At 72.6% G+C, this 22,914-nt stretch carries 22 protein-coding genes; 7 read left to right on the forward strand and 15 right to left on the reverse strand.

Annotation, left to right across the window (positions count from 1 at the left end):
• The first annotated feature begins 75 nt into the window (after positions 1-75).
• Together WMF17_RS10300 and WMF17_RS10305 are read left to right on the forward strand one after the other, a co-directional pair.
• On the forward strand, positions 76-822 hold the full coding sequence (locus WMF17_RS10300) for a Bax inhibitor-1/YccA family protein (protein ID WP_437601806.1): 747 nt from the start codon (positions 76-78) through the stop codon (positions 820-822).
• A 133-nt stretch (positions 823-955) separates the two neighbouring features.
• On the forward strand, positions 956-1,375 hold the full coding sequence (locus WMF17_RS10305; RefSeq protein ID WP_437601807.1) for a cupredoxin domain-containing protein: 420 nt from the start codon (positions 956-958) through the stop codon (positions 1,373-1,375).
• 43 nt (positions 1,376-1,418) lie between these two features.
• On the opposite strand, the gene WMF17_RS10310 is transcribed toward WMF17_RS10305, so the two are convergent.
• The gene (locus WMF17_RS10310; RefSeq protein WP_437601808.1) at positions 1,419-1,925 is read right to left on the reverse strand and encodes a hypothetical protein; all 507 of its coding nucleotides are present in this window, start codon (positions 1,923-1,925) and stop codon (positions 1,419-1,421) included.
• Positions 1,926-2,278: 353 nt separating this feature from the next.
• On the opposite strand from WMF17_RS10310, the gene rplC reads away from it, so the two are divergent.
• Entirely contained in the window at positions 2,279-2,980 is a 702-nt protein-coding gene (rplC, locus tag WMF17_RS10315) for a 50S ribosomal protein L3 (protein WP_437601809.1), read from the forward strand.
• A gap of 77 nt (positions 2,981-3,057) precedes the next feature.
• The gene (locus WMF17_RS10320) at positions 3,058-3,675 is read left to right on the forward strand and encodes an SAM-dependent methyltransferase (RefSeq protein ID WP_437601810.1); all 618 of its coding nucleotides are present in this window, start codon (positions 3,058-3,060) and stop codon (positions 3,673-3,675) included.
• Positions 3,676-3,695: 20 nt separating this feature from the next.
• On the opposite strand, the gene WMF17_RS10325 is transcribed toward WMF17_RS10320, so the two are convergent.
• From WMF17_RS10325 to WMF17_RS10335, 3 genes are all read right to left on the reverse strand, one after another.
• Positions 3,696-4,880, reverse strand: a complete 1,185-nt coding sequence (locus tag WMF17_RS10325; protein ID WP_437601811.1) for an acyl-CoA dehydrogenase family protein — start codon at positions 4,878-4,880, stop codon at positions 3,696-3,698.
• A 92-nt stretch (positions 4,881-4,972) separates the two neighbouring features.
• On the reverse strand, positions 4,973-6,880 hold the full coding sequence (locus WMF17_RS10330; RefSeq protein ID WP_437649138.1) for a L,D-transpeptidase family protein: 1,908 nt from the start codon (positions 6,878-6,880) through the stop codon (positions 4,973-4,975).
• 175 nt (positions 6,881-7,055) lie between these two features.
• A complete protein-coding gene (locus WMF17_RS10335) occupies positions 7,056-8,924 on the reverse strand; it encodes a DNRLRE domain-containing protein (RefSeq protein WP_437649140.1) in 1,869 nt (622 codons plus the stop codon).
• A 53-nt stretch (positions 8,925-8,977) separates the two neighbouring features.
• Between WMF17_RS10335 and WMF17_RS10340 the strand changes: the two genes are divergently transcribed.
• Positions 8,978-9,355: a hypothetical protein gene (locus WMF17_RS10340; protein ID WP_437649142.1), complete on the forward strand. Its 378-nt coding sequence runs from the start codon at positions 8,978-8,980 to the stop codon at positions 9,353-9,355.
• A gap of 136 nt (positions 9,356-9,491) precedes the next feature.
• Here the strand turns inward: WMF17_RS10340 and WMF17_RS10345 are convergent, their stop codons facing one another.
• From WMF17_RS10345 to WMF17_RS10385, 9 genes are read right to left on the reverse strand one after another with little or no spacing between them, the layout of a single operon-like run.
• Positions 9,492-10,286 (reverse strand): creatininase family protein, encoded by a 795-nt coding sequence (locus WMF17_RS10345; protein ID WP_437649144.1) that lies wholly within the window; start codon positions 10,284-10,286, stop codon positions 9,492-9,494.
• A gap of 3 nt (positions 10,287-10,289) precedes the next feature.
• Complete coding sequence (locus WMF17_RS10350; RefSeq protein ID WP_437649146.1) at positions 10,290-11,987, reverse strand: benzoate-CoA ligase family protein; 1,698 nt, start codon at positions 11,985-11,987, stop codon at positions 10,290-10,292.
• 2 nt (positions 11,988-11,989) lie between these two features.
• The gene (locus WMF17_RS10355) at positions 11,990-13,474 is read right to left on the reverse strand and encodes an NADH:flavin oxidoreductase (RefSeq protein WP_437649148.1); all 1,485 of its coding nucleotides are present in this window, start codon (positions 13,472-13,474) and stop codon (positions 11,990-11,992) included.
• A 2-nt stretch (positions 13,475-13,476) separates the two neighbouring features.
• Complete coding sequence (locus WMF17_RS10360; RefSeq protein ID WP_437601818.1) at positions 13,477-14,736, reverse strand: acyl-CoA dehydrogenase family protein; 1,260 nt, start codon at positions 14,734-14,736, stop codon at positions 13,477-13,479.
• On the reverse strand, positions 14,733-15,602 hold the full coding sequence (locus WMF17_RS10365; protein ID WP_437601819.1) for an enoyl-CoA hydratase family protein: 870 nt from the start codon (positions 15,600-15,602) through the stop codon (positions 14,733-14,735). Before WMF17_RS10365 ends, WMF17_RS10360 begins: the two co-directional genes overlap by 4 nt.
• Positions 15,603-15,648: 46 nt before the next feature.
• The gene (locus WMF17_RS10370; RefSeq protein ID WP_437649149.1) at positions 15,649-16,224 is read right to left on the reverse strand and encodes a MarR family winged helix-turn-helix transcriptional regulator; all 576 of its coding nucleotides are present in this window, start codon (positions 16,222-16,224) and stop codon (positions 15,649-15,651) included.
• The gene (locus WMF17_RS10375) at positions 16,221-16,655 is read right to left on the reverse strand and encodes a RidA family protein (protein ID WP_437601821.1); all 435 of its coding nucleotides are present in this window, start codon (positions 16,653-16,655) and stop codon (positions 16,221-16,223) included. Before WMF17_RS10375 ends, WMF17_RS10370 begins: the two co-directional genes overlap by 4 nt.
• Positions 16,652-17,413 (reverse strand): SDR family NAD(P)-dependent oxidoreductase, encoded by a 762-nt coding sequence (locus WMF17_RS10380; protein ID WP_437604233.1) that lies wholly within the window; start codon positions 17,411-17,413, stop codon positions 16,652-16,654. The genes WMF17_RS10375 and WMF17_RS10380 overlap by 4 nt, the downstream gene beginning before the upstream one ends.
• A gap of 14 nt (positions 17,414-17,427) precedes the next feature.
• On the reverse strand, positions 17,428-17,556 hold the full coding sequence (locus WMF17_RS10385) for a hypothetical protein (protein WP_437601822.1): 129 nt from the start codon (positions 17,554-17,556) through the stop codon (positions 17,428-17,430).
• Positions 17,557-17,887: 331 nt separating this feature from the next.
• Between WMF17_RS10385 and WMF17_RS10390 the strand changes: the two genes are divergently transcribed.
• Positions 17,888-19,900 carry a hypothetical protein gene (locus WMF17_RS10390; protein WP_437601823.1) on the forward strand — a complete coding sequence of 671 codons (2,013 nt, stop codon included), beginning with the start codon at positions 17,888-17,890 and terminating at the stop codon, positions 19,898-19,900.
• Positions 19,897-20,652: a hypothetical protein gene (locus WMF17_RS10395; RefSeq protein WP_437601824.1), complete on the forward strand. Its 756-nt coding sequence runs from the start codon at positions 19,897-19,899 to the stop codon at positions 20,650-20,652. Before WMF17_RS10390 ends, WMF17_RS10395 begins: the two co-directional genes overlap by 4 nt.
• Before the next feature lie 37 nt (positions 20,653-20,689).
• On the opposite strand, the gene WMF17_RS10400 is transcribed toward WMF17_RS10395, so the two are convergent.
• Positions 20,690-21,331, reverse strand: a complete 642-nt coding sequence (locus WMF17_RS10400; RefSeq protein ID WP_437601825.1) for a Uma2 family endonuclease — start codon at positions 21,329-21,331, stop codon at positions 20,690-20,692.
• Positions 21,332-21,480: 149 nt separating this feature from the next.
• Entirely contained in the window at positions 21,481-22,878 is a 1,398-nt protein-coding gene (sthA, locus tag WMF17_RS10405; RefSeq protein WP_437601827.1) for a Si-specific NAD(P)(+) transhydrogenase, read from the reverse strand.
• Between the last annotated feature and the right edge of the window lie 36 nt (positions 22,879-22,914).

The raw sequence follows: 22,914 nt of genomic DNA on the forward strand, positions 1-22,914 counted from the left end.
CGCGTCCGTGGCGAATGGTGCACGACTAGACGATCGCGCAGCCGCGGCGATCAACTTGAAGGAGGAGCGCAGCAGATGAGTTCACGCCAGGCGGGGTCGTACGTGGCCGGGGCACCGGCCAACCCGAAAGCGGCGCTGCGGATCGACTTCCTCAAGAAGGTGTATGGGCTCTTCACTGCGAGCCTGGTCGTGTCCTCGCTGGGCGCCATGTGCGCGCTGTACATCGGGGCGCCGGACGCGGACGAGGCGGCCCCGGGGGGCGCGATGCCGCCGGTGATCGAGCTCTTCGCGGCTCACCCGATCCTGTCGATGGGCGTCGTGTTCGGCGTGATGTTCGGCGCCCGCGCCGTGCGCCGCGTCCCCGGCGTCAACGTCCTCGCGCTCTTCGGGATGGCGGCCATCCTCGGCGTCACCATGGCGCCTGCGCTCTACATGGCCCAGGTCGCCGCGGGCCTCGGCGGCACCCTGTCGTCGGCCCCGGTGCGGGACACCTTCATCCTGACGGTCCTCACGTTCGGCAGCCTCACGCTCGGTGTCTTCCTCTCGAAGGAGGACCTGTCGTTCCTGGCCAGCGGGCTGGTGATGGGCGCCATGGTCGTCCTCGGCGCCATGCTGCTCAACGTCCTGCTCGGGAGCACGCTCCTCGGACTGGCGATCGCCAGCGTGTCGGTCCTCGTGTTCGGGGGATATGTACTCTACAACACGTCGCGTCTGCTCCACTCGGACGACGAGGACCCTGTCGGCGGCGCGCTCGACCTCTACCTCAACTTCATCAACCTGTTCTCGTCGATTCTGCAGATCCTCTCGGGCCGCCACGTCTGACCGGCCGTTGCCGCGGCGCGCCCGCCTGCGCCTTTTCGTGCGTGCCCGGGGCCCGGGCCTCGAGCGCGCCCCGGGCGGACGCCGGGGAGGGCGGCTTGACGTCCCTTTTCCGCTGGGTAAGAACGCGCGGACCATGGGTCGTCCGCTCCTCATCGCCGCGCTTGCCCTCTCCCTGTCGCCGCTCGCCGGCCTCGCTTGCAGCAAGCCCGCCGAGGAGACGAAGGCGGCGGCGGCCGAGGAGACGAAGGTGGTGGCGGCCGCGGAGCTCGCCGCGCCGGCGAACGTCAAGCGCGTCGACATCGCCGTCAACGACAGCGGCTTCTCCCCGTCGACCATCGAGCTGAAGAAGGGGGAGCCGGTGGTGCTGCGCTTCACCCGGACGACGAAGAGCGAGTGTCTGAAGGCGATCGCGATTCCGGATCTGAAGATCGAGAAGGACCTGCCGCTGAACACGCAGGTCGAGGTGGCCGTCACCCCGGAGAAGGAAGGGAAGATGGTGCTTCAGTGCTGGATGGCGATGATCAAGGCGACCATCAACGTGGTCGGCTCGTGACGCGGCCGCGCCCTCGTCCGGGGCGCGGCGTCGCGCGGAACCGTCAGAGGATGAGCCAGAGCTCGGCGTCGTAGCGCCTCGCGCCGCCGCCCGCGTCCCGCGCGGCGCGGCGCGTCCCGGAGGCGGGCGCCTCGGCGCGGCCCGGCTCGCCGGGGGAGCCAGCCTCGCGCGCCGCCGGCGCGCCGGTGTGGGCCAGGTCGATGCCCGAGGCGGCGCAGCGGGCCACGGCGAAGCGGAGCATCTCGCGCACGTCGCTCGCGGCGAGCATGCCGCTCGTCCGGTGGCGGGCGAACGCGGCCGCGCGCTCCACGCACGCGACGCAGGGCGCCGACTCCGACCTGAACCTGAAGAGCAGCGTCCCCTCGGGCCATCCGAGCCATGTCGCCTCGATGCTCACCACGACGAACTCGCCGTCACGGACCACCTGCGTGCCGGCCACGCCCGCGCCGTCCTCGCCGGCGCCGGGCCCGCCGCCTCTCAGCAGAAACAAGCAACGTTCCATGAGGCGCTCGACGTCGCGCGGCTCACCGTGAGCGATGATGTCTGTCATCCATGACCTCCGACGTCGGAATTTGAGGCCTACTTCCCGGTTCGGCGACGCCGCGGAGAGTCAGGAAATGTCCGCTGAGACGGACAATGTCCAAGCGGCTTTTGTTGTGATAAAAATCACACCAGACGTGGATATGTGATCTGGATCACGTCAGAAGCCGAAACTTTCGCTTCCCTTTGGGGTTGCCGTGGGTAAGCTCTGCGCCCCCCAACGCACCCGGCGGGCGACCGCCCCGGTTCTTCGCTCCGAACCGGCTCGTACAGAGGCGTGCCGAGGGGATCGTGCTCGCGGCGCGCTGCGCGCGCGGAGCCAGTCCGAGCCACCCCCAGACGGAGCGAAGAGGCAATCGCATCATGAATCAGCATCCCGGCATCATCGGCAAGAAGATCGGCATGACGCAGATCTTCAGCGAGACGGGCGAGGTCCTGCGCTGCACGGTCGTGCAGGCGGGCTGCGTCGTCATCGGCAAGCGCACGCTCGAGAAGGACGGCTACAGCGCCCTCATCCTCGGCCTCGGCGAGCGGGCGGAGCGGCACACGACGAAGCCGCTCGCCGGCGCCTTCAAGAAGACGGGGCAGACGCCGAAGCGCGTCGTGCGCGAGCTGCGCTGCAGCCCCGAGCACGCGGCGAAGTACGAGCTCGGGCAGGCGCTCAAGGTGGACGAGATCTTCGAGGTCGGCCAGCGCGTGGACGCGCAGGGCCGCTCGCGCGGCCGCGGCTTCAGCGGCGTCATCCGCCGGTGGAGCTTCGCCGGCGCGGTCAGCTCGCACGGTACCCACGAGTACTTCCGCCACGGCGGCTCGATCGGTACGAACATGACCCCCGGCCGCACGCTGCCCGGCCTGAAGATGCCCGGCCACTACGGCGACGAGACGGTGAGCGCGCTCAACCTCAAGATCGCGAAGCTCCTCCCCGAGGACAACCTCATCCTCATCGAGGGCCCCGTCCCCGGCCCGAAGAACCAGGTGGTCACGATCCGTGGCGCCGTGAAGAAGCGCGGCGGCAAGGGTCTCCCCAAGCCGGTGCAGCCGACCGGCAAGAAGAAGATGGGCTGAGCCCCGGCCGCTCGGTGGAGCGCGCGCGCCGCTGAGCGCGCGCGCGCGTCCCGCCGGCGGAGCCCTCCGGTCCTCCCGTGCCGCCGAAGTCCAGGAACCCGTACCAGCGCCCCGACGCCTTCACGAAGGCGGCGAAGGCGCAGGGCTATCCTGCGCGCAGCGTCTTCAAGCTCGAGGAGATCGATCGCCGGGTGCGGCTGCTCCGCCCCGGCCAGCGCGTGCTCGACCTGGGCGCGGCGCCCGGCTCGTGGTCGATGTACGCGGCGCAGCGGATCGGCGCGGCGGGCAAGCTGCTCGCGGTCGATCTCTCGCCGATCACCGCGGCGTTCGGCCCGCAGGCGACGGTGGTGCAGGGGGACGCGCTGTCGCTGACGAACGAGGCGCTGGCGCAGTTCGCGCCGTACGACGTTGTGCTGTCGGACATGGCGCCCTCGACGAGCGGCAGCAAGATCGCCGACCAGGCCCGGAGCTACGAGCTGTTCATGCGCGCCGTGGCCGTGGCCGAGGCGCTGCTCGCGCCGGGCGGCGCGTTCGTCGGCAAGATCTTCATGAGCGAGGACTTCGTGAAGGCCCGGGACGCGCTGCGGAACCTGTGCGAGGAGGTCCGGAGCATCCGGCCCGAGGGGACGCGCTCGAACAGCGTGGAGCTCTTCCTGGTGGGGCTGCGGCGCAAGGCGCCGGGGAAGACGGGATAGGCGCGCGGGGCTAACCCCCCTCAGAACGCGTTGTGCCCCGTGATCGCGTTCCCGAGGATCAGGCAGTGCACCTCGTCGGTGCCCTCGTACGTGTACACGCTCTCCAGGTTGAGCATGTGCCGGACGACCGGGTAATCGAGCAGGATCCCGTTGGCGCCGAGGATGCCGCGCGCGGTCCTCGCGATCTTGAGCGCCCAGCCCACGTTGTTCCGCTTGCAGAGGGAGACCTGCACCGGGCTGATCCCGCCGGCGTCCTTCTGCCGCGCGAAATGCAGCGCCATGATCTGCCCCTTCGCGATCTCGGTCGCCATCTCCACGAGCTCCGCCTGGATGAGCTGCCGCGACGCGATCGGCTGGCCGAACTGGACGCGCTCGCGCGCATAGGAGACGGCGGTCTCGTAGCAGGCGCGCGCGGCGCCGAGCGCGCCCCACGCGATCCCGAAGCGCGCCTGCGTCAGGCAGCCGAGCGGGCCCTTCAGACCGACCACCCCCGGCAGCACGTTCTCCTCCGGGACGCGCACCTCGTTCAGGACGATCTCGCCCGTCGGGCTCGCGCGCAGGCTCATCTTGCCGTGGATGAGCGGCGTCTCCAGCCCCTTCATCCCCCGCTCCACCACGAAGCCGCGGATCGACTCGGCCCCTCCGTCATCCACCTTCGCCCACACCACGCAGAGGTGCGCGATCGGCGCGCTCGTGATCCACATCTTCGTGCCCGTGAGCACATAAGAGCTCCCGTCCTTCCGGGCGCGCGTCTTCATCGAGCTCGGATCCGAGCCGCTGTCGGGCTCGGTCAGGCCGAAGCAGCCGATCAGCTCGGCGGCGGCCATCCCCGGCAGCCAGCGCTGCTTCTGCTCCTCGGAGCCGTATTTCCAGATCGGATACATCGCCAGCGAGCCCTGGACGCTGACGAAGCTGCGCAGGCCGCTGTCGCCGTACTCGAGCTCCTGCAGCGCGAGGCCGTAAGCGACAGAGTTCATGCCGGCGCAGCCGTAGCCGGTCAGCGAGCCGCCGAGCAGGCCGAGCGCGGCGATCTCGGGGATCAGGTCGGTCGCGAACTCCTCCCGGGCGAACAGGCTCGCGGCGCGCGGGAGGTACCGCTCGCGCACGAAGCGACGGACGGCGTCGCGGACCATGCGCTCCTCGTCGGAGAGCAGCGGATCGATCGCCATGAGCTGATCGAGCGAGAGGGGCTCCTGCGTGGCCATGGAGCCAGCGTGTAGCGTGCCTTCGAACGGCGCGGAAGACGGAAGGGGCACAGCGCCGGCGAGCGCCGCGGCTCACGGGCGGATGGACCGGCTCACGGACGGATGGAGACGAGCGTGCCCTTCCGCAGCGAGAGCGCGCCGTGCCAGTCGGCCGGCACCTCGGGGGTCGTCCACTCGAACAGCCAGGCGGCGTCGAGCGGCGAGAGGTTCACGCAGCCGTGGCTGCGCGGGGTGCCGAAATCGTCGTGCCAGTAGGCGGCGTGGAACGCGAAGCCCCCGGTGAAGTACTGGACGAACGGCACGTCGCGGAAATCGAACGGATCCTCCTCCTCCTCGTCGCCATCCATCGTGACCGTGACGTGCTTCGTGTGGATGCGGAACAGGCCCTGGATCGTCGAGCGCGTCGTCTCGGGGTCGCCGAGGCCGTCCGCCCCGGCCGAGACGAGGGTCACGTAGACAGGGCGGGTGCCCTCGTACGCGACGAGGCTCTGCTGGTTGATGGAGACGTCGATCCACTTGCGCCCGCGCACCGCCCACGCGGGCGTCCTGGGGAGCGGGTCGATGCGCACGAGGTCGTCGGCGCGGACGAGCGAGCCGTCCCGCGCCTCGTGGTAATCGATGCCGCCGACGCGCCGAGAGGCGCCGGACAGCGGGATCGCCTCGCGGAAGCGAAGCGGGGCGCGGGTGAGGCCGCCGCGCTCGCCCGGGACGAGGCGCGCGGCGTGGCGGCGCCGGGAGAAGGCGACGGGCAGGGGGACGCCCTCCGGGAGCAAGAGCCCGGCGAAGGCGCTCGGCCGGATGACGCGGGTGCGGTCGAGCGGCAGGGCGGCGAGGTCGGTGGTCAGGCCGAAGCGGCGCCCGTCGTGCTCGAAGGTCGAGAGCAGCGCGAAGCCGGAGCGCGTCCGGGCGCGGCCCAGGACGAGCGCGTCGGGCGCTCGGCGGTCGCCGGCGAGCCCGGGCGCCGGACGGCCGTAGAGCAGGACCGAGGGGGTCGCGTCGAGGGGCGGCGGCGCGACGAAGTCCGGCGCGCGGGCGGCGGTCGCGGCGCGGAGCAGGTGCGCGGCGAGATCGGGCTCGGCGCTGCGCTGCTCGTCCTCGCTCGGCAGGCGCGCATAGAGCGGCGGGGTGGGGGAGCGGGACATCACGTACGTGTAGGGCAGCCCGCCGAGCAGGGCCGTGATGTCGCGCGCCTCCGGCGCCGTGTCGCCCGTCTGGAGAGCGGCCGGCGCGGTATCGCCCATCTGGAGAGCGGCCGGCGCGTTATCGCCCGTCTGGAGAGCGGCCGGCGCGGTATCGCCCGTCTGGAGAGCGGCCGGCGCGGTATCGCCGCCCTGCATCGCTGCCGGTGCGACCTCGCCGCGGACGTCCAGTAAGGCGGGCGAAGCGAACCGGCGGACCGGACGGCGCGACGAGGCCTCGACCGCGAGGTCGTGAATGTTGAGCGTCGCGCTGGCGCCAATGCAGACGTAGCCGTTCGGCTCGATGCGGTACCAGCCCCCGGCGCACGACTCTCTGCCGGATGGCTCGGGCCGGCGCGCGACCACGGCGCCGGCGCGCAGGTACCCGATGCGCCGGCCGGTCCAGCGCGGCTCGGCGAAGATCCACGTCTCCCGGGCGATGCTCGCGAGCTCGTGGACCTCCTCGGCCACCGTCGGCGAGGTGGCCGGGGGCGGATCCAGCTCGGGCAGCTTGTCGGATCCGTCATCGACGAGCTCCGGCGGCAGCTCCTTCAAGGCGAGCGGGTCTCCGCCCGGCGTCGCGGCGTCCGCGGGCGGCGGTGTCACCACGGCGCCCGCGCCGGTCAGCGCGGCGTCCTCCGCGGCGGCGGAGGGCGCCGGGGCAGCGACGGCGGGCACCGCCACGACGAGCGGCGCGGTGACAGCGGACGCCGGCGCAGGGGCCGGGGACGCCGCCGTCGGCTCGGAGGCAGGGCGCGGGCAGCTCGCGCTCAGCGTCGAGAGCGCAACCGCTGGCAGCAGGAGAAAGCCTCTCACGCGCATGGAGCGCGCGTACCAGGAGGCGCGGGCGAGGGCCAAGTTCAAGAGGGGAGCCGCGAACCGCGCGCGGGGCCGCGAGCGAGCGCCTCGCCGGCGGAGGCGCTCGCCTGGCGCTCCAGGGCGCGGCCGGCGGCGGGGGAGGGAGGGCGCGGCGGACCCGCGCCCGGAGGGCCTCAGCTCACAGATCGCGCGCGCACGTGGCCGTGACGTAGTAGCGGCGCGAGTTGCTCGCGTAGGAGACCTGGTAGTCCGTCGTCTGCTTGAACCCGGCGGCCAGGAAGCTGCCGCCATGCATGAAGCGCGCGACGGAGTTGTTGTCGAGCCGCGAGCAGTCGTTGCAGGGCGTGAGCAGCTGATAGATATCCGATCCGTCGCGGGTGGCCTTGTACGCATTGCCGGCCAGGTCCATGTGGCCCCACCGCCCGGCGCCGTTCGGGAACTTGCCGACGTCGGTGAGGTCCGTCTGGCTGCACGGGTAGAGCGAGGGATACGACATCTTGCAGGAGCCAGCGACGCTCCCGTCGCCCTGGCAGCACCACGAGGCGTCGTCGATCTCGATGTCCTCGACGCTCGTGCCGCCCCAGGGATAGATGCGCTGCTCGTCGCCGCCGGCAGACGCGTAGTTGATCTCCGCCTGGGTCGGCATCCGGCCGCCGTCCCACGCGCAGAACGCGAACAGCTCGAACCAGTTCGCGCAGACGATCGGCTTGTGCTCCTTGGCCCCCGGGGTGTTGCTCCAGGACGGCCAGCCATACGGATCGCAGATGAGCGCCGACTTGAGCGCGCTCGTGTCGGCCGCGAGCTGCGAGTTCCACGACGGGTCCCAGCCGCTGTTCGGGATCTTCGGGTGGGCGCCCGAGCCGGCGGGCGGCGGGTTGGCCTGCGTCGGGCCGCCGGTCTGCGCGATGTACTGCCGGAAGCGCCCCACCGTGATCGTGTACTTGTCGAGATAGAAGTCGCTGACCGTCGCCGGCAGGCCCGCGTTGTTGAGCCGGTTGAACGTGCCCCCAGGGACCGGGAGCGTCGAGCAGCAATCATCGTTCCCGTTCACGCCGCAGTTCTCGCCGGCGCCCGGCGTGTTGCTGGCGCAGCTGATCGGCGGGCCAGGCACGCCGCCACCACCGCCGCCGACCCCGCCCGAGCCACCGGTGCCACCACCCGAGCCGCCCTCACCGCCAGAGCCCGACGTTGTGGTGGTTGTGGTCGAGCTGGAGCTGGAGGCCGTCGTCGAGCTGGAGCTGGAGGCCGTCGTCGAGCTGGAGCTGGAGGCCGTCGTCGAGCTGGAGCTGGAGGCCGTCGTCGAGCTGGAGCTGGAGGCCGTCGTCGAGCTGCTCGTCGTGGTGGTCGAGCCGGTGCCCGTGGCGCTGTCATAGCAGACCTCGAGATACGGCCGCCGCTCCAGCGCGGCGTTCTCGCTCGCCCTGATGTGGGTGCGGTTCGTGGTCTGCTCGAAGAGGATTCCGTGGTTCGTGTAGGTGCCGTTCACCCAGCTTTGTACGAGTGCGGTGAGGCTGAGCGAGTGGTAGCTGTAGGAGTACCCGGCGCTCGCCGTGAGGGTCCCCAGGTTGCTGCGTTCACCTTCAGGCTTAGTCGCATCGACCCACGCTTCCGCGTGCGTGTTCCAGCTCACGGTGCTCTCCTCCCAGGCCGTCGTGATCCGGTGCGCGCTCATCACCTCCTGGGCCGCGGAGCCCATGTGAACGAAGAGGTCCGCCGAGGTGATGACGGCGTCGGCGGGGATCGACGAGAGGTCGAACCCGATCAGCGAATACAGGCGCTTGCCGTTGCTCTCCGCGCCGGCGTACATGTTGGCGTCGTTCTGCCGGTCCTTGGGCAAGGACTCCTGGATCATCGCGTCTTTGATCACGCCTGTCGTCCCGGTGCGCTTGAGCGTCACACAGACCGTCGCCGCCTGCTGCGCCTCACCGAGCAGCTCGCTGCCCGCGTCCTCTGCGCCGACGCACCCGGCGAGCGCCGCGCCGGAGGCGGCGGCGAACGAGGCAAGGAGCAGATGCCGAGACCCTTTGACGAACGTCCGATTCCTCATGATGCTCTCCGATCCGCGTCGTCGGGCGTGCTCCGCCCGCGAGGCCACATGTGATGCCGTCGCGCAGGAGCGCCAGAGAGCGCACCTGCAAAGCCATCATCTGCCTGCGCGCCGTAAAGCATCACCTTCATCAGGTCAGCCCTCGGATCGTTCTGGCGTTGAATGGCGCGCGAGGAAAACGATACCGTTGTACGGCGTTGAGCGGAATGCGTCAATTGCGAATCGATATTCGTCGTCAAAAACCTGTTGGGGTCACTCGTGACATCGGCACAAAATCTACATTATTGCTCGGTCTCCTCGTGGTTGTCCAGCGCCGCGGACGCATGATCGGCGACGTCGGCGACGTTGGCGACGTTCTCCTCCGCCTGCTCAGCCGCCTCTGCTTCTGCTTCTGCTCAGCTCGCCACGGTCCCGCCGGTCGCGAGGGCTGATGGCCGATTTTGCCGGTCAACAGGTATGAGCGGATGGCGTAGGCGCAGAGAAGCTTGGTTCCGCCTACCTGCCTGCCTGTTTGCCCACCTGCCTGCTCAGGCTGCTTGTCGGCCCATCTGGCGCACCTGCCGCGGCCTATGGGTCGCCTTGTCCGGGCGCGGGATCGTGGCTGGCGGCCGTGGTGAGGCCCTCTTCGACCTCCGTGACGATCATCGTCGCGAGGAGATCGAGCAGCGCGCGGCCCTCGTCCTCGGAGGCCTCGCGCGGAGCGCCGGTGTACGCGGCGTCCATACCCAGCTCGCGGAAGCTCTTCACCCCTGCCTTGATGCCCTCCGCCAGGCTCAACTCGAGATCCGGCAGGTCCCGGGCGATGTCCGCCCGGACGAGCGCGGGGGTCGCGGCGAGGACGAGCGATGTCTCGTAACGTCCGGCGTGGCAGGCGCCGCTCCGGAACTCGGCGGAGAGCGTCCGCGCCCAGCGGCGCGCGAGCGGGCAGGCCACCGACGCGCGGCCCGGGGGCAGGCCGCTCGCGGCGGCGCGCACCGCGCGGTCGTGCTCCGGCTCGAGGTGGTTGTTGATGAAGCAAACGTGCGACAGGCCGGCCGACAGGTGGGCCTCCGCGACAGCACGCAGGAAGGCGGTGAGCGCGGGCGCCGGGATCGAGATCGCTCCGGCGAAGCCCGCCGCGAAGTCGGTGACGCCATAGCCGACGGGCGGCGCGAGGAGCGCGGCGACGCCCCGCTCCCACAGCCGGCGGCCCGCCCGCTCGGCCGCGGCCTCGCCGATGAGCGTGTCCGTTCCGAGCGGCAGGTGCGGGCCGTGCGGCTCCACCGACCCGACCGGGACGAGCGCGACGCACGGGGCGCCGGCCGACAGGAGCGCGGCGAGCTCCGCCGTCGTCAGCTCGGCGAGGCGCGGCGCGGCCTGCATGCGCTACAGGCCCGCCGGTGTCTCGCCGCCGGCCTCGCGCTGCCGGAGGGCCTTGCGATCGACCTTTCCGCGGTCGTTCCTGGGGACGTCATCGACGAAGACGACCCATCGCGGATACTTGTGCTTGCTCAGCCGGTCCTTCACGAACGCCTTGAGCTCCGCGGCGAGCTCGGCCCGCCCCGCCCCGGTGGCGACGCGGCCGCGCGCGTCGTCGCGGACCACGATGAACGCCTTCGGCTTCACGAGGCCCGCCTCCTCGGCGCCGATCACCGCGGCGAGGCTGACGGCGGGGTGCTCGGTCAGGCACTCCTCCACCTCGACCGGCGCGACCCAGACGCCGCCCACCTTGAGCAGCTCGTCGGCGCGCCCGCTGAACCAGAGGTAGCCTTCGGCATCCATGCGGAAGAGATCCCCGGTGCGGCACCAGTGGCCGTGGAAGGTGCTCCAGCTCTTCTCGCGATCCTGGAAGTAGCCGAGCGCGACCGAGTCGCCCTTCACCCACATCACCCCGGTCTCGCCCGGCGCGAGCTCCGGCGCGCCCGGACCGATCGCGTCCGAGGGGAGGATCTTGATCGTGTACCCCTCCACGACGCGGCCGAGCGACCCCGGGCGCACGTCGCCGGGGCGGTTCGTGCAGTAGATATGGAACATCTCGGCGGAGCCGATGCCGTCGTAGACGTCGGCCTGGAAGCGCGCGCGGAAGCGCTCGAGGAGCGCGGGCGGGAGCGCCTCGCCCGCCGAGAGGTGGAAACGGACGCTGGAGAGGTCGAGGCGCGGCTCGCCGCGCGCCGCGCTGGCGTCGTCGTGCTCGAGCAGCTTGCCCATCATCGTCGGGACGTTCGTGACGACGGTGGGGCGGTAGCGCTCGATGTACCGCCCGAGCGACTCCGGCGTCGGCCGCTCGACGAAGAGGCCGGCGGTCGCGCCGACGGCGAACGGGAACATGAGGTTGGTGCCCGTGGCATAGCCGAAGAACAGGCGCGGCACCGAGACGGTGATGTCCTCCTTGCGGTAGCCCGCGGTCGCCTTGGCGTAACACTCGGTGTTGAAGGCGAAATCGCGGTGCGTGTGGACCGCCGCCTTGCTCCTGCCGGTCGAGCCGGACGTGAACAGCCAGAGGGCGATGTCGTCGCGCCGCGTGGGGCGGGGGCCGATCGGAGCGCTCCGCGGCACGAGCGCGGTGCGCCCTTGCGCGAGGGCATTGCGGAGCGAGATGCACCTCAACGGATCGAGGGCCGGCGAGGCGGGGAGGTCGGCCTCGAGGTCGCCGCCGGTCGCGACCTCCGGCACAAGCACGAGCGTCCGGAGGTCCGCGGCCGCGAGCGCGTCCTGGATCGACTCGGCCACGCGCTGGATCGTGACGACCGCCGCGGGCCGCGTGTACTCGATGAGGTACGCGAGATCGGCGGCGGGCGCCTCGGGGTTGCCCATCGCCACGACGGCGCCGTGGTGCAGCGCCGCGAAGAACGCCCAGACGAACGCGGGCGAGTCGTGCAGGACGATGAGCACCCGCTGCTCGGGCGCGACGTCCTCGACCGCGAGGTGCGCGCGGAGCCGGCGGACCTGCCCGGCGACGTCGGCGTAGGTGTGCCGCTGATCGCCGAAGAGCAGGGCGACCTTGTCGCCGAGCCCCTCGCGCAGCCGATCGAACAGGTAGTAGTCGGCGAGGTTGAACTCTTCAGGGAATGTCGGTGCGTCCATGGTCACGCCTCCTCGCGCCTCCACGGCGGCGCCGTGAGCCGCCGCTTTCCTCCGTCCGTCGTCGCCACACCCGGCTCGTCGAGCCCCTCGCGATCCCAGAGCTGGCACGTCACGGGCCGGTGCCGCTGATCGAGCGCCTCGCAGTAGTTGGAGTAGATGCAGCGGCGCACCTCGCCGCCGCGGCCGAGGCGCGCCTTCAGGAACCAGTCCGGATCGGCCAGCGTCTGCCGGGCGGCCCCGATGAGGTCCGCCTCGCCGCGCGCGAGGATCGCCTCGGCCTGCGCGAACGTGCAGATCCCGCCCGCCACAACGACCGGCGTGTCGAGGCCGGCCTCGCGCACGGCCCGCCGGATCTGCGCCTGCTTCGGGACCTGCCGCCCGAACGGCCCGGCCGCGTCCGAGAGCGCCGTCGGCATGCACTCGTACCCGCTCGGGCCGGTGTAGGGGTACGCGGCCTCGCCGACCTTGGGCTGCTTCGCGTCCTCGAACTTGCCGCCGGTCGAGAGCGAGAGGAAGTCCATGCCGGCGCGCGCGAAGGCGAGCGCGAAGAACGCCGCGTCGTCGACCCGGTTGCCGCCGGCGACGACGTCGTCGCAGACGAAGCGGCAGCCCACCGTGAAGCGGGAGGACACGGCGTCGCGCACGGCCGCGTAGACCTCGAGCGGGAGGCGCGCGCGGCGCTCGCGATCGCCGCCGTAGCCGTCCGTCCGGGTGTTCAGCGCGGAGAGGAACGAGGCCATCGTGTAGGCGTGGGCGTAGTGGAGCTCGACCCCGTCGAAGCCCGCCTCCCGCGCCCTCGCCGCCGCCGCGGCGAAGAGGTCGGGCAGCGAGCGCGGCAGGTCGCGGATGTGGGGGAGCGCGACGTCGGTGACGCGCTCGCGCTCGCCGAAGCGCAGCGCCTCGAGCTCGCGCGGCGCGAGCACGGCCTCGAGCCGCGCGTCGTCGAGCGCGAGCAGCCGCGCGCGCACCTCGAGCTCCGGGGCGTCCCGGAGCGGCGGCTCCCCGAGCACCGCGGCGAGGGCGCCCCGGTGCGCGCCGGTGATCTCCAGGAACTGCCGCAGGAACCGCTCCTTCGGCGGGCGCCGGCGGATGCGGAGGAAGTCGATGAGCTGGAGGAGCAGGCGCGTCCGGCCCGCGCTCCGGGCGCGGACCGTCCGGACGAGCTCCCGGAGCCCCGGGACGAACCGATCGTGGCCGGCGCGGAGCAGCGGCCCGCTCGGCACGTCGCGGATGCCGGTCGCCTCGACAACGAGGGCGCCGGGCTGGCCGTCGGCGAAGCGGCCGTACCAGTCGAGCACGTCCTGCGTGACGACCCCCTCCTCCGTCGCCCGCCAGGGGACCATCGCCGGCACCCACGAGCGCTCGGCGAGCTCGAGGCCCGAGGCGAGGCGGAGCGGCGAGAAGAGGCGCGCGCCCGCCGCCTCGCCCGCGGTCGGGGGCTCCTCGCGGGGCAGGGCGTGGCGGATCCTCTCGGGCGGCTTCCACATCGCTACCGCGCCTCTTCTTCTTCTACGCCGCGCGCGGGAGCGTCCTCCGCGAGCTCCGCGGCGGCGCGCTCGAGGATCCCCTTCGCGATGATGAGCTTCTGGATCTCCGTCGTCCCCTCGTAGATGCGCAGCGGCCGGATCTCGCGGTACAGCCGCTCCACCTCGGTCCCCTCGATGACCCCGAGGCCCCCGTGGAGCTGGACCGCGCGGTCGATGATCCGCTGCGCCGCCTCGGTGGCGAACATCTTCGCCATGGCCGCCTCGGTCGAGACGCGCGCGGCCGCGCCGCCCGCGTCGCGCTTGTGGGCCGCGCGGGCCACGAGGAGGCGGGCCGCGTCGAGCTCGGTCGCCATCTCGGCGAGGTAGGCGCGCACCATCTGCTGCTCGGACAGCGGCGCGCCGAACTGCCTGCGGCGCGTGACGTGCGCTACCGCCTCGCGGAGCGCGCGCGCCGCCATGCCGTTCGCCGCCGCGCCGACCGAGATCCGGAAGGCGTCGAGCGTCTGCATCGCGAGCTTGAAGCCGCCGCCCACCTCGCCGAGGCGCGCGCTGTCCGGCGCGCGGCAGCCCTCGAAGCGGAGCCGGCCGATCGGGTGCGGGACCGACATCGGGAGCGGCTCCGCGGCGACGCCGGGCGCGCCGCTGTCGACGAGGAACGCCGTGATCTCGGCGCGCCCGCCGCCGCGTCCGCCGCCGCCGTTGTCGCCCGTGCGCGCGAAGACGACGAGGTGGTGCGCGAGCGGGACGTTAGAGATCAGCACCTTCTCGCCGTCGAGGACCCACCCGTCGCCCTCGCGGCGGGCCTCCGTCCGGAGCGAGGCGACGTCGCTGCCCGCCTCGGGCTCGGTCAGCGCGAAGGCCCCGATGCGGCGCCCCGAGAGCACGTCGGGCAGGATCGCGCGGCGCTGCGCGTCGCTGCCGGCCAGCACGATCGGGTACGAGCCGAGCCCCTGCACCGCGAAGATCGCGTCGGCGAGCGGAGAGACCTGGCCGAGCGCCTCGCGGATGAGGACCAGCGACCGCACGTCGACGGCCATCGGGTCCGCGGGGAGGCCGCCGCCCGCGGGCGCGCCGCCGAGCGCCGCGGGGACGAGGTGCGCGTAGAGCCCGAGCGGCTCGCCGAGGCAGCGCGCCACGGCGGCGGGGTCGCGCGCGCCCGCGAGCGGCGCGAGCGCCTCGGGGGTGAGCCGCGCGGCGAGCGCCGCGTGGCGCTCCTCGAAGAAGACCGGGAGATCGGCCGAGGAGAGCGCGAGCCGGTTCATGTGCGGGGCGTCGCCGGGCCGGTGGACCTCGGGGTGGGGGCCGCGTCCGCGTCTCCGGACGCTGCCGCGGCGTCGCCCTCGAAGCGCGGCGGGCGCTTCGCCTTGTTCGCCTCGTAGGCCTCGCGGAAGTCGGGGTGCGCCATGCAGAGCGCCTGCGCCTGCGCCTCGGCCTCGATCGCGGCGGCGAGGGGCATCGTGCGCTCGCTCTCCAGCATCTGCTTGGTGATCGCGTGCGCGAACGCCGGCCCGCGCGCGAGGCGCTCGGCCCACGCGCGCGCCGCCGGGAGCGCGTCGCCGTCGGGGACCACGCGGTTCACGAGGCCGATGCGGAGCGCCTCGTCGGCGCCGACGAGATCGCCGAAGAAGAGCAGCTCGGCGGCGCGCCCGTGGCCGACGATGCGCGGCAGGAGGTAGGAGGCGCCCATGTCGGCGCCGGACAGGCCCACCTTGGGGAAGATGAACCCGAAGCGGGCGCTCGCCGCGGCGATGCGCAGGTCGCACGCGGCGGCGATCACCGCGCCCGCGCCGACGGCGACGCCGTTGACGGCGGCGATGACCGGGCGCCGGAGCTCGCAGATGCTCTGGATCAGCGCGCCGGTGGCGCGGGTGAACTCGAGCAGCCCCCGCGCGTCGCGCGCGAACAGCTCGGCGATGATCCCGTCGACGTCGCCGCCCGAGCAGAAGCCGCGCCCCTCTCCGGTGAGCACGACCGCGCGCGCGGCCGAGCGCTCGAGCGAGCGGAACGTGGCCGTGAGCTCGCCGTAGATCTCGAAGGTGAGGGCGTTCAGCCGGTCGGGGCGGCTCAGCGTGATCTCCGCGACGCCGCGGCTGACCTCGAGCTGGAAGGAGCGGGGAGTGAGGGTCATCGGGGGGTCTCTGTTCGGTGCGCTGCTCTGGGACGGGTCCGCGCGGTCAGGGCTTGGTTCGCGTGCGCCGCGGCGGGCTCCGCGCGCTGCGCTCCGCGTGCGCGCGGCTGCTGCCGGGGCGGGACGGGACGGGCATGTCCGGCGCGCGGAGCGTGGTGCGCAGCTTGTCGAGCAGCCGCGTCAGGGTGGAGATCTCGGCCTGGCTCAGCCCGGAGAACACCTTGGCGACGCGCGCGGCGTGGCGCCGCTCGGCGTCGCGGAACGCGCGCTGCCCCTTGGGGGTCACGTGCACGCGCCACGCGCGGCGGTCGCTCGGGTCGGCCCGCCGCTCGACCATGCCGTCGCGCGCCGCGCGGTCGACGAGCCCGGTGAGGTTGCCCGCCGTGACCAGCATGCTGCGGGAGAGCGACGCGAGCGTCTGCCCGTCGCTGCGCACGAGGTTCGCGAGGAGGTCGAAGCGCGGGAGGGTCATCTCGTGCTCCAGGTCCTCGCGGATGGCCGCGAGCGCGCGCTTGTGGACCGCGAGGATGCGGACCCAGGCGCGCACGGCCGCCTGATCGCCGCGCGCGCTCTCGGGCGGGGGGGCGGCGAGCGGTCGCCTCGCCGGCGCCCCGCGCCTCACAGGCCGCCCTCGTCGTCCACGCCGCGCGCGCCGGGCGCCGCGACGGCCTCGATCTCGACGAGCGCGCGCGGCTCGACGAGCCCCGCGACGCCGACGAGGGCCATCGCCGGGAAGTGCTTGCCGAACCGCGCTCGCCACGCGGCGCCGATCGCGGCGCGCGAGCTCCTGTACGCCTCGAGGTCGGTCACGTACACGGTCATCCGCGCGACGTCGCCCGGCTCGCCGCCGGCGGCCGCGACGACCGCGAGCACGTTGTCGAGCGCCTGCGCGAACTGCTCGGCCAGATCGTCGCTCCGGATCTGCCCCGACGCGGCGTCCCACCCGATCTGCCCCGCGACGTGCAGCGTCGTCCCGCGCGTCACGACGCCGTTGGCGTAGCCTCGCGGCGCCGGCCACCCGGCCGGCTGCACGATCTCGAGGCCGCCCTTCACCGCATCACCTGTCCGCCGTCGACCGGGATCGCCTGGCCGTGGATGCTGCGCGCCTCGTCGCTGCAGAGCATCGACACGACGAGCGCGACCTCCTCGGGCTCGACCATCCGGCCCTGGGGCGACATCGCCTCGAGCGTCCGTCGCGCCGCCTCCTCGCCGCGCCCGGTCTTCTCGGCGATGCGGGCGATCGCCTCGTCCGCCATTCTCGTGTTCGCCCACCCGGGGCAGACGCAGTTGATGGTCACCGGCGTCCGGGCGATCTCCAGCGCGATGGCGCGGGTCATCCCGACCATGGCGTGCTTCGACGCGCAGTACGCGGTCGAGTAGGCGCACCCGGCGAGCCCCGCGGTGGAGGCGACGTTGACGACGCGCCCGAACCCGCGCGCGATCATCTTCGGGAGCAGGGCGCGGCACAGCACGAAGGCGCCGGTCACGTTGACCGCGAGCATGCGGTCCCAGAGCGCGTCGGTGGTCCTGTCGAACGGCGCGCTCTCGGCTGCGCCCGCGTTGTTGACGAGCACGTCGACGCGCCCGACCTGGCCTTCGAGCGCGGCGAGCGCGGCGAGCGCGCCCTCGCGATCCGCCACGTCGAGCCGGACGGCGACGCCGCCGACGGCCGCCGCCGTCTCCTCGATCTCGGCCTGCGTGCGGCCTGCGACGGCGACGCGCGCGCCGTCCCGCGCGAGCCGCTCGGCGATCGCGCGGCCGATGCCGCGACCCCCACCCGTGACGAGCGCGACCTTGCCTTCCAGGGACATGCGGAGCACCTAAATCATATATATATGAAGTACAGGCCGAAGTCACCCTCGACGCGGCTCGCTGCGGCCTCCCGCTCGCCGGGGCGCCGCGTCTTGCGCGTTCCGGGCGCCTCGTTGCTCTGCCCACTCTGCTTGCTCTTCACTCTCCTTAATCTCCTTACTCTGCCTACTCTGCCTACTCTGCCTACTCTGCTTACCGTGATAGCGCGCATTCATTGATAGCGCGCTTTGCCCTGATGGCCTGTCGCGTAGCGGACGGAATGTGACTGTGCGGAGGACCTGAAACGCGAACGGAGCGGGCGCACCGTGCGCTCTGTCACGCTCGCGTCCGCGACGTAGGCGAGCGCGTCGCGAGGAGGCGAGCGCGTCCGTGACAAAGCGCCTTCGTAAAACGCATCGTGTCGCGCCTGCTCGACTGCTTCTTCGCGCGCTCGGCCTGTCGATCTCGACGGGTGCGTACGCCACCATCTCGTCATGCGTCCCTCCTTCGCGGCGGTGGTGGCCGTGACATCGTCGCTCGTCGCAGCGCTCGGCTGCGGCGACGCGCGCCCGAGCGTCTCGTCGATCTGGATCTCGCCGGCGCAGCACCGCGAGCTCCGCGGGGAGCGCTTCTTCGACGCGCCGTGGCCGAGCGATCTGCGCCGCGAGGGCGGCGCGGTGCGGCTCGACGGCTACCACAACCCGCGGCGGCTCAGGATCCTCGACGAGTACGTCCGCGAGATGGACTCGGTCCTCGACGGCTTCTCTCCGGCGGCGGCGGGGTTCATGCGCTTCGCCGGGCCGATCGACGTCTCCTCGCTCCCCGCGACGCCCGCGTTTGCCATGAGCCCCGTCGCCGCCGTGCAGCTCATCGACGTCGATCCGGGCTCGCCGGCGCGCGGAGAGCGGCGACAGATCTCGGTCCATTTCCGGCGCGAGGCCGGCGTCTACTGGCCAGAGAACACCCTCGCCTTCATGCCCGTCATGGGCTTCCCGCTGAGGCCGCGGACCCGGTATGCGCTCGTCGTCACGGACGCGCTGCGCGGCGAGGGCGGCGGCCTAGTGGAGGCGAGCCCGGCGCTGCGCCAGGCGCTCGGGATCGAGCCGGCCGGCGCCGATGTCGAGGCCGCGCGGGACGCGCTCGCTCCGGCGGTGGACGAGATCGAGGCGGCCGGCGTCGGCCGCGAGCGCATCGTCCACCTCGCGGTCTTCACCACCTCCGACCCGACCGCGGAGCTCTTCGCGCTGCGCGATCACCTGCTCGCGAGCGTCCCGCCGCCGGAGGCGCGGCCCGCGCTCTGGCAGGTCGTGAAGCACGCGCCGTCATGGGACGAGTACACCGGCGTCTACGGGCCGTCCCCGATCTACCAGAGCGGCCGGGCCCCGTACGCGAGCCACGCGGACGGCGGCGGCTTCGCGAGCAAGGCCGGCGAGCCGGTGATCTCCGGCTACTTCGACCTGCGCTTCTCGATCACGGTCCCCGCCGCGGGCCGCTGCCCCATGCCGGAGGCCGGCTACCCCGTCGTGCTCTACGCCCACGGCACGGGCGGCGACTACCGCTCCTACGTCCGCAGCCACACCGGTCCTTCGCTCGCGGAGCGGTGCCTCGCGGTCATGGGCGTCGACCAGATCTTCCACGGCGCGCGCCCGGAGGCGCCAGAGGACGCGGGGCAGGCCGGGTTCCTGTTCTTCAACGTGCAGAACGTGGCCGCGGCGCGCACGAACGCGCGCCAGTCGGCGCTCGACGAGGTGCAGCGGGCGCGCCTCTTCACCGAGTCGCGCATGACCGTGCCCGCCGGCGTCTCCAGCACGGGGGCGGAGATCCGGTTCGACCCGTCGAAGATCCTGTTCTTCGGGCACTCCCAGGGCGGGCTGAACGGCCCGCTCTACCTCGCGGCGGACGACTCGGCGCGGGGCGGGGTGCTCTCCGGGGCGTCGGCGGCCATGTCGGTGACCCTGCTCGAGAAGACGAACCCGCCGCCGAGCATCGCGGCGCTCGTCAAGTCGGTCTTCCTCGGGCTCATGGACGAGGAAGCGGCCGAGGTGAACGAGTTCCACCCCGCGATCTCGCTCGCGCAGTCGATCGTCGACGTCGTCGACCCGATCCACTACGCTGCGCGGCTGTTCGTCGCGCCCCGCGACGGCTTTGCGCCGAAGAGCATCTACATGACCGAGGGCATCAACCCGGACGGCAGCGGCGACACGTACGCGCCGCCGCGCGGCATCGAGATGCACGCGCTGGCGATGGGCTTGCCGCTGCAATCGCCCGCGCAGCGTCTGATCCGCGAGTACGGCTTCGGCGGCCCCGCGCCGGTCGAGGTGCCGCCCGGGGGCCTCGCCGAGAACCTCGCTGGCGGCCGCGCCTCGGGCGTGCTCGCGCAGTGGCCGGTCGCCGAGGGGAGCGATGGTCACTTCGTGATCTTCGACGTGCCCGCCGCGGCCGCCCAGGCCCACGGCTTCCTCCAGAACCTCGCGGCCGCGCCCCGCGGGCGGGTGCCGGCGCCGTGAGCGCGGCCGGCGATCTCGCGTCGCGCGTCGCCGCGCTGCTCGCGCACTCCGGCGTGGAGGCGCGGCCCGCGCCTTCGGACGCCGACGCGTGGCCCCACGGGCTGGCCGAGCCGCCGGACGTCGCGGCGCTCTACGCGGCGACGGACGGCCTCGCGCTCCCGGACGGCACGCGGATCCTGCCGCGCGGCGAGCTCGCGCGGGCGACGGCGTGGCTCGCGGAGGATCGCTCGCTCGACTGGGCGCGCGACCTCCTCGTCATCGGGGAGCGCGAGGATCTCGTGATCGTGCTCGACCTCGACGCCGAGGGGGCGCGCGCCGGGGGCGGCGTGCTGGAGGTGCCGACCGACGGGCTCGCCTCGTTCCAGCGCGTCGCCCGCTCGGCGGTGGGCTACCTGGAGCGGCGCCTCGGCGTCGCGTGGGCCGAGCCCGCGGCGCCCGAGGTGCGGGCGCGCGAGGCGGGGGCGCGCCGCGACCTCCCGGCGCTCCGCGAGGCGCTCGCGGAGGCGATGTATCCGGGCGCGGAGCGGCAGATCGCGCACGCGGCGCTCACGCTGGGTGCGCTCCTGTCGGAGCGCGGGGACGAGGCGGCGCTGGACGCCTTCGCGCGCTCGGTCGAGGCGCGGGTCGCGGCCGCGCCCCGCGGCGCGGGGGCGCCGGAGCGGCGCGCGGCGTGGCGCGCGTGCGAGATCGCGGCGCGGGAGGCCGGGGCGGAGGCGATCGCGGCGGCGTGCGCGGCGCGGGGCAGGGCGTAGGGGAAGAGACGACGCCCCGCCGCTCAGCGGACAGAGCTCACCTCGGGCCCCGCTCCCGGAGCCTCGCTCGCCACGCGCGCACCACCGTCGTCTGGTCCCCCTTGCGCAGCATGAGCTCCGTCAGCTCCCCGACGTCGAGCCCCGGCAAGAACCGGCTTTGCCCCGCCTCGGCGTAACCCTCCGGGCCGAGGAGGTGAATGGAGAGCTTCCCCTTCTTCAGGAACCAGACCTCGGGCACGCCGAGCCCCGCATAGACGGAGAGCTTGTCGATCGTCCCGCTCTTTTCGATCACCTCGATCGCGAGCTCCGGGATCTCCCCATCCTCCGCTGTTCCGAGCACGTAGCACTCATCCGGCTCCACCCCCCGCGCCGCGAGCCGCTTGCGGAGGGTCATGCTGCCGTACCCGCTGAGCGGCAGCTCCGCCTCCTCCGCGTAGGCCTCGACGAGGCGGGCCAGGATCTTCTTTCGCCCCTCGTGCGGTCCGCCCGGGCTCATCAGCTCCAGCACTCCCTCGCAGTACGTCACCCGCACGCCCGCGCGGTCGCCGAGGACCGCCAGGAGGGCCTCGTACTCCTCCCACGAGACGTCGTGGACGACGAAGAGCTGGTCTTCCGAGCCGTCCGCGACCGCGAGCGCGCGTTCGACAGGGGGGGCGAGGAGGGGTGCAGCGGCGGCCATGACAGCGTGCTCCTCCGGGGAGTATCACCGCCGCGCCGCGCGCTGGCAACCCCGGCTCGAGCGCCCGCGCGGCGCTGCCCCGCTGGACGGTCCCGACGCGCGCCATGGTCTCGCCGAGCGCCGCTCGGGGCGATCCCGGGGGGCTCCCCTCAGAACACGCGCCCCAGCCCGTCGAGCGCCGCCACCCGGTAGGCCTCGGCCATGGTGGGGTAGTTGAACGTCGTGTTCACGAAATACCGGATCGTGTTGTTCGGCGAAGGCTGCGACATGATCGCCTGTCCGATGTGGATGATCTCCGCGGCGTTCTCGCCGAAGCAGTGGATCCCGAGCAGCGCGAGCGTCTCGCGGTGGAAGACGAGCTTCAGCATCCCGACCTGCTGGCCCGTGATCTGCGCGCGGGCGAGCGTCTTGAACGTCGACTTCCCCACCTCGTAAGGCACCTTCTCCGCCGTGAGCTCCCGCTCGGTCTTGCCGAGCGACGAGATCTCCGGCGTCGTGTAGATGCCCGTGGGGATGTCCCGGACCAGCTTCTCGTCGGCCTGGCCGCAGAGGTGGCTGGCCGCGAACCGGCCCTGGTCGTAGCTCGCGCTCGCGAGCGCCGGGAAGCCGACGACGTCGCCGACCGCGTAGATGTGCGGCTGGCTCGTCTGGAAGGTCTCGTTGACCTCGATCTGACCGCGCTTGTTCGCCGTGATGCCGAGGCTCTCCAGGCCGAGATCGGCCGTGTTGCCCGACCTCCCGTTCGCCCACAGGAACACCTCGCTCCGGAGCTTCTTCCCGCTCTTCAGCGAGAGCACGACGCCCTCCTTCGTGGCCTCGACCTTCTCGTGCTCCTCGCCGTTCAGCACGCGGATCCCGGTGTCGCAGAAGTGGTACCCGAGCGCGTCGGTGATCTCGTCGTCGAGGAACTCCAGGAGATGGGCGCGCGTGTTGATCAGGTTCACCGCGACCTGCATGTTGCGCAGCATCGACGCGTACTCGCAGCCGATGACCCCCGCCCCGAAGATCGTGATGCTGCGGGGGGTGCGATCCATGCGCAGCAGCGTGTCGCTGTCGAAGATGCGCGGGTGGCTGAAGTCGATGTCGTCCGGCCGGTACGGGCGCGAGCCGGTCGCGATGACGAAGCTGTCGGCCGTGAAGCGCCGGCGCTGGCCCCCGTCGCTCTCCACCTCGATCGCGTGCGGATCGACGAACCTCCCCCGCCCCGGGATGAGCCGGACGCGGTTCCTGTCGTAGAAGCTCTCGCGCAGATCGACCTGGTCGTCGATCACGCGGTTCGCGGTCGCGAGGAGCTCGCCGAACGGGTACTCCGGAACCACATCCATCCGCTTGTAGATGGGGCTCTGGTTGATCAGGTTCATGTGGTAAATCGCGCGGCGCAGCGCCTTGCTCGGGATCGTCCCCCAGTGGGTGCAGCCCCCGCCGACCCGCGTGTAGCGCTCGATCGCCGCGACCGATTTGCCGTGCTTCGCGGCCGTCATGGCGGCGCCTTCGCCGCCCGGCCCCGTTCCGAGGATGATGAGATCGAAGTGCGGGGTGGTCGCCATCGCGTTCCTTGCCTCCGGGGCGCGCCGCGCGCGCAC

Origin of the sequence: Sorangium sp. So ce362 (genome assembly GCF_051519845.1) — a bacterium.
Classification (GTDB): domain Bacteria; phylum Myxococcota_A; class Polyangia; order Polyangiales; family Polyangiaceae; genus Sorangium.

Coding starts and splice junctions, on each gene's coding strand:
- WMF17_RS10380 (WP_437604233.1), bottom strand. CDS start 17,413: ATGTCCCTGGAAGGCAAGGTCGCGCTCGTCACGGGTGGGGGTCGCGGC.
- WMF17_RS10340 (WP_437649142.1), top strand. CDS start 8,978: ATGCCGTCGCGCAGGAGCGCCAGAGAGCGCACCTGCAAAGCCATCATC.
- WMF17_RS10335 (WP_437649140.1), bottom strand. CDS start 8,924: ATGAGGAATCGGACGTTCGTCAAAGGGTCTCGGCATCTGCTCCTTGCC.
- WMF17_RS10305 (WP_437601807.1), top strand. CDS start 956: ATGGGTCGTCCGCTCCTCATCGCCGCGCTTGCCCTCTCCCTGTCGCCG.
- WMF17_RS10325 (WP_437601811.1), bottom strand. CDS start 4,880: ATGGCCACGCAGGAGCCCCTCTCGCTCGATCAGCTCATGGCGATCGAT.
- WMF17_RS10310 (WP_437601808.1), bottom strand. CDS start 1,925: ATGACAGACATCATCGCTCACGGTGAGCCGCGCGACGTCGAGCGCCTC.
- WMF17_RS10390 (WP_437601823.1), top strand. CDS start 17,888: ATGCGTCCCTCCTTCGCGGCGGTGGTGGCCGTGACATCGTCGCTCGTC.
- WMF17_RS10365 (WP_437601819.1), bottom strand. CDS start 15,602: ATGACCCTCACTCCCCGCTCCTTCCAGCTCGAGGTCAGCCGCGGCGTC.
- WMF17_RS10360 (WP_437601818.1), bottom strand. CDS start 14,736: ATGAACCGGCTCGCGCTCTCCTCGGCCGATCTCCCGGTCTTCTTCGAG.
- WMF17_RS10355 (WP_437649148.1), bottom strand. CDS start 13,474: ATGTGGAAGCCGCCCGAGAGGATCCGCCACGCCCTGCCCCGCGAGGAG.
- rplC (WP_437601809.1), top strand. CDS start 2,279: ATGAATCAGCATCCCGGCATCATCGGCAAGAAGATCGGCATGACGCAG.
- WMF17_RS10350 (WP_437649146.1), bottom strand. CDS start 11,987: ATGGACGCACCGACATTCCCTGAAGAGTTCAACCTCGCCGACTACTAC.
- WMF17_RS10345 (WP_437649144.1), bottom strand. CDS start 10,286: ATGCAGGCCGCGCCGCGCCTCGCCGAGCTGACGACGGCGGAGCTCGCC.
- WMF17_RS10400 (WP_437601825.1), bottom strand. CDS start 21,331: ATGGCCGCCGCTGCACCCCTCCTCGCCCCCCCTGTCGAACGCGCGCTC.
- WMF17_RS10330 (WP_437649138.1), bottom strand. CDS start 6,880: ATGCGCGTGAGAGGCTTTCTCCTGCTGCCAGCGGTTGCGCTCTCGACG.
- sthA (WP_437601827.1), bottom strand. CDS start 22,878: ATGGCGACCACCCCGCACTTCGATCTCATCATCCTCGGAACGGGGCCG.
- WMF17_RS10300 (WP_437601806.1), top strand. CDS start 76: ATGAGTTCACGCCAGGCGGGGTCGTACGTGGCCGGGGCACCGGCCAAC.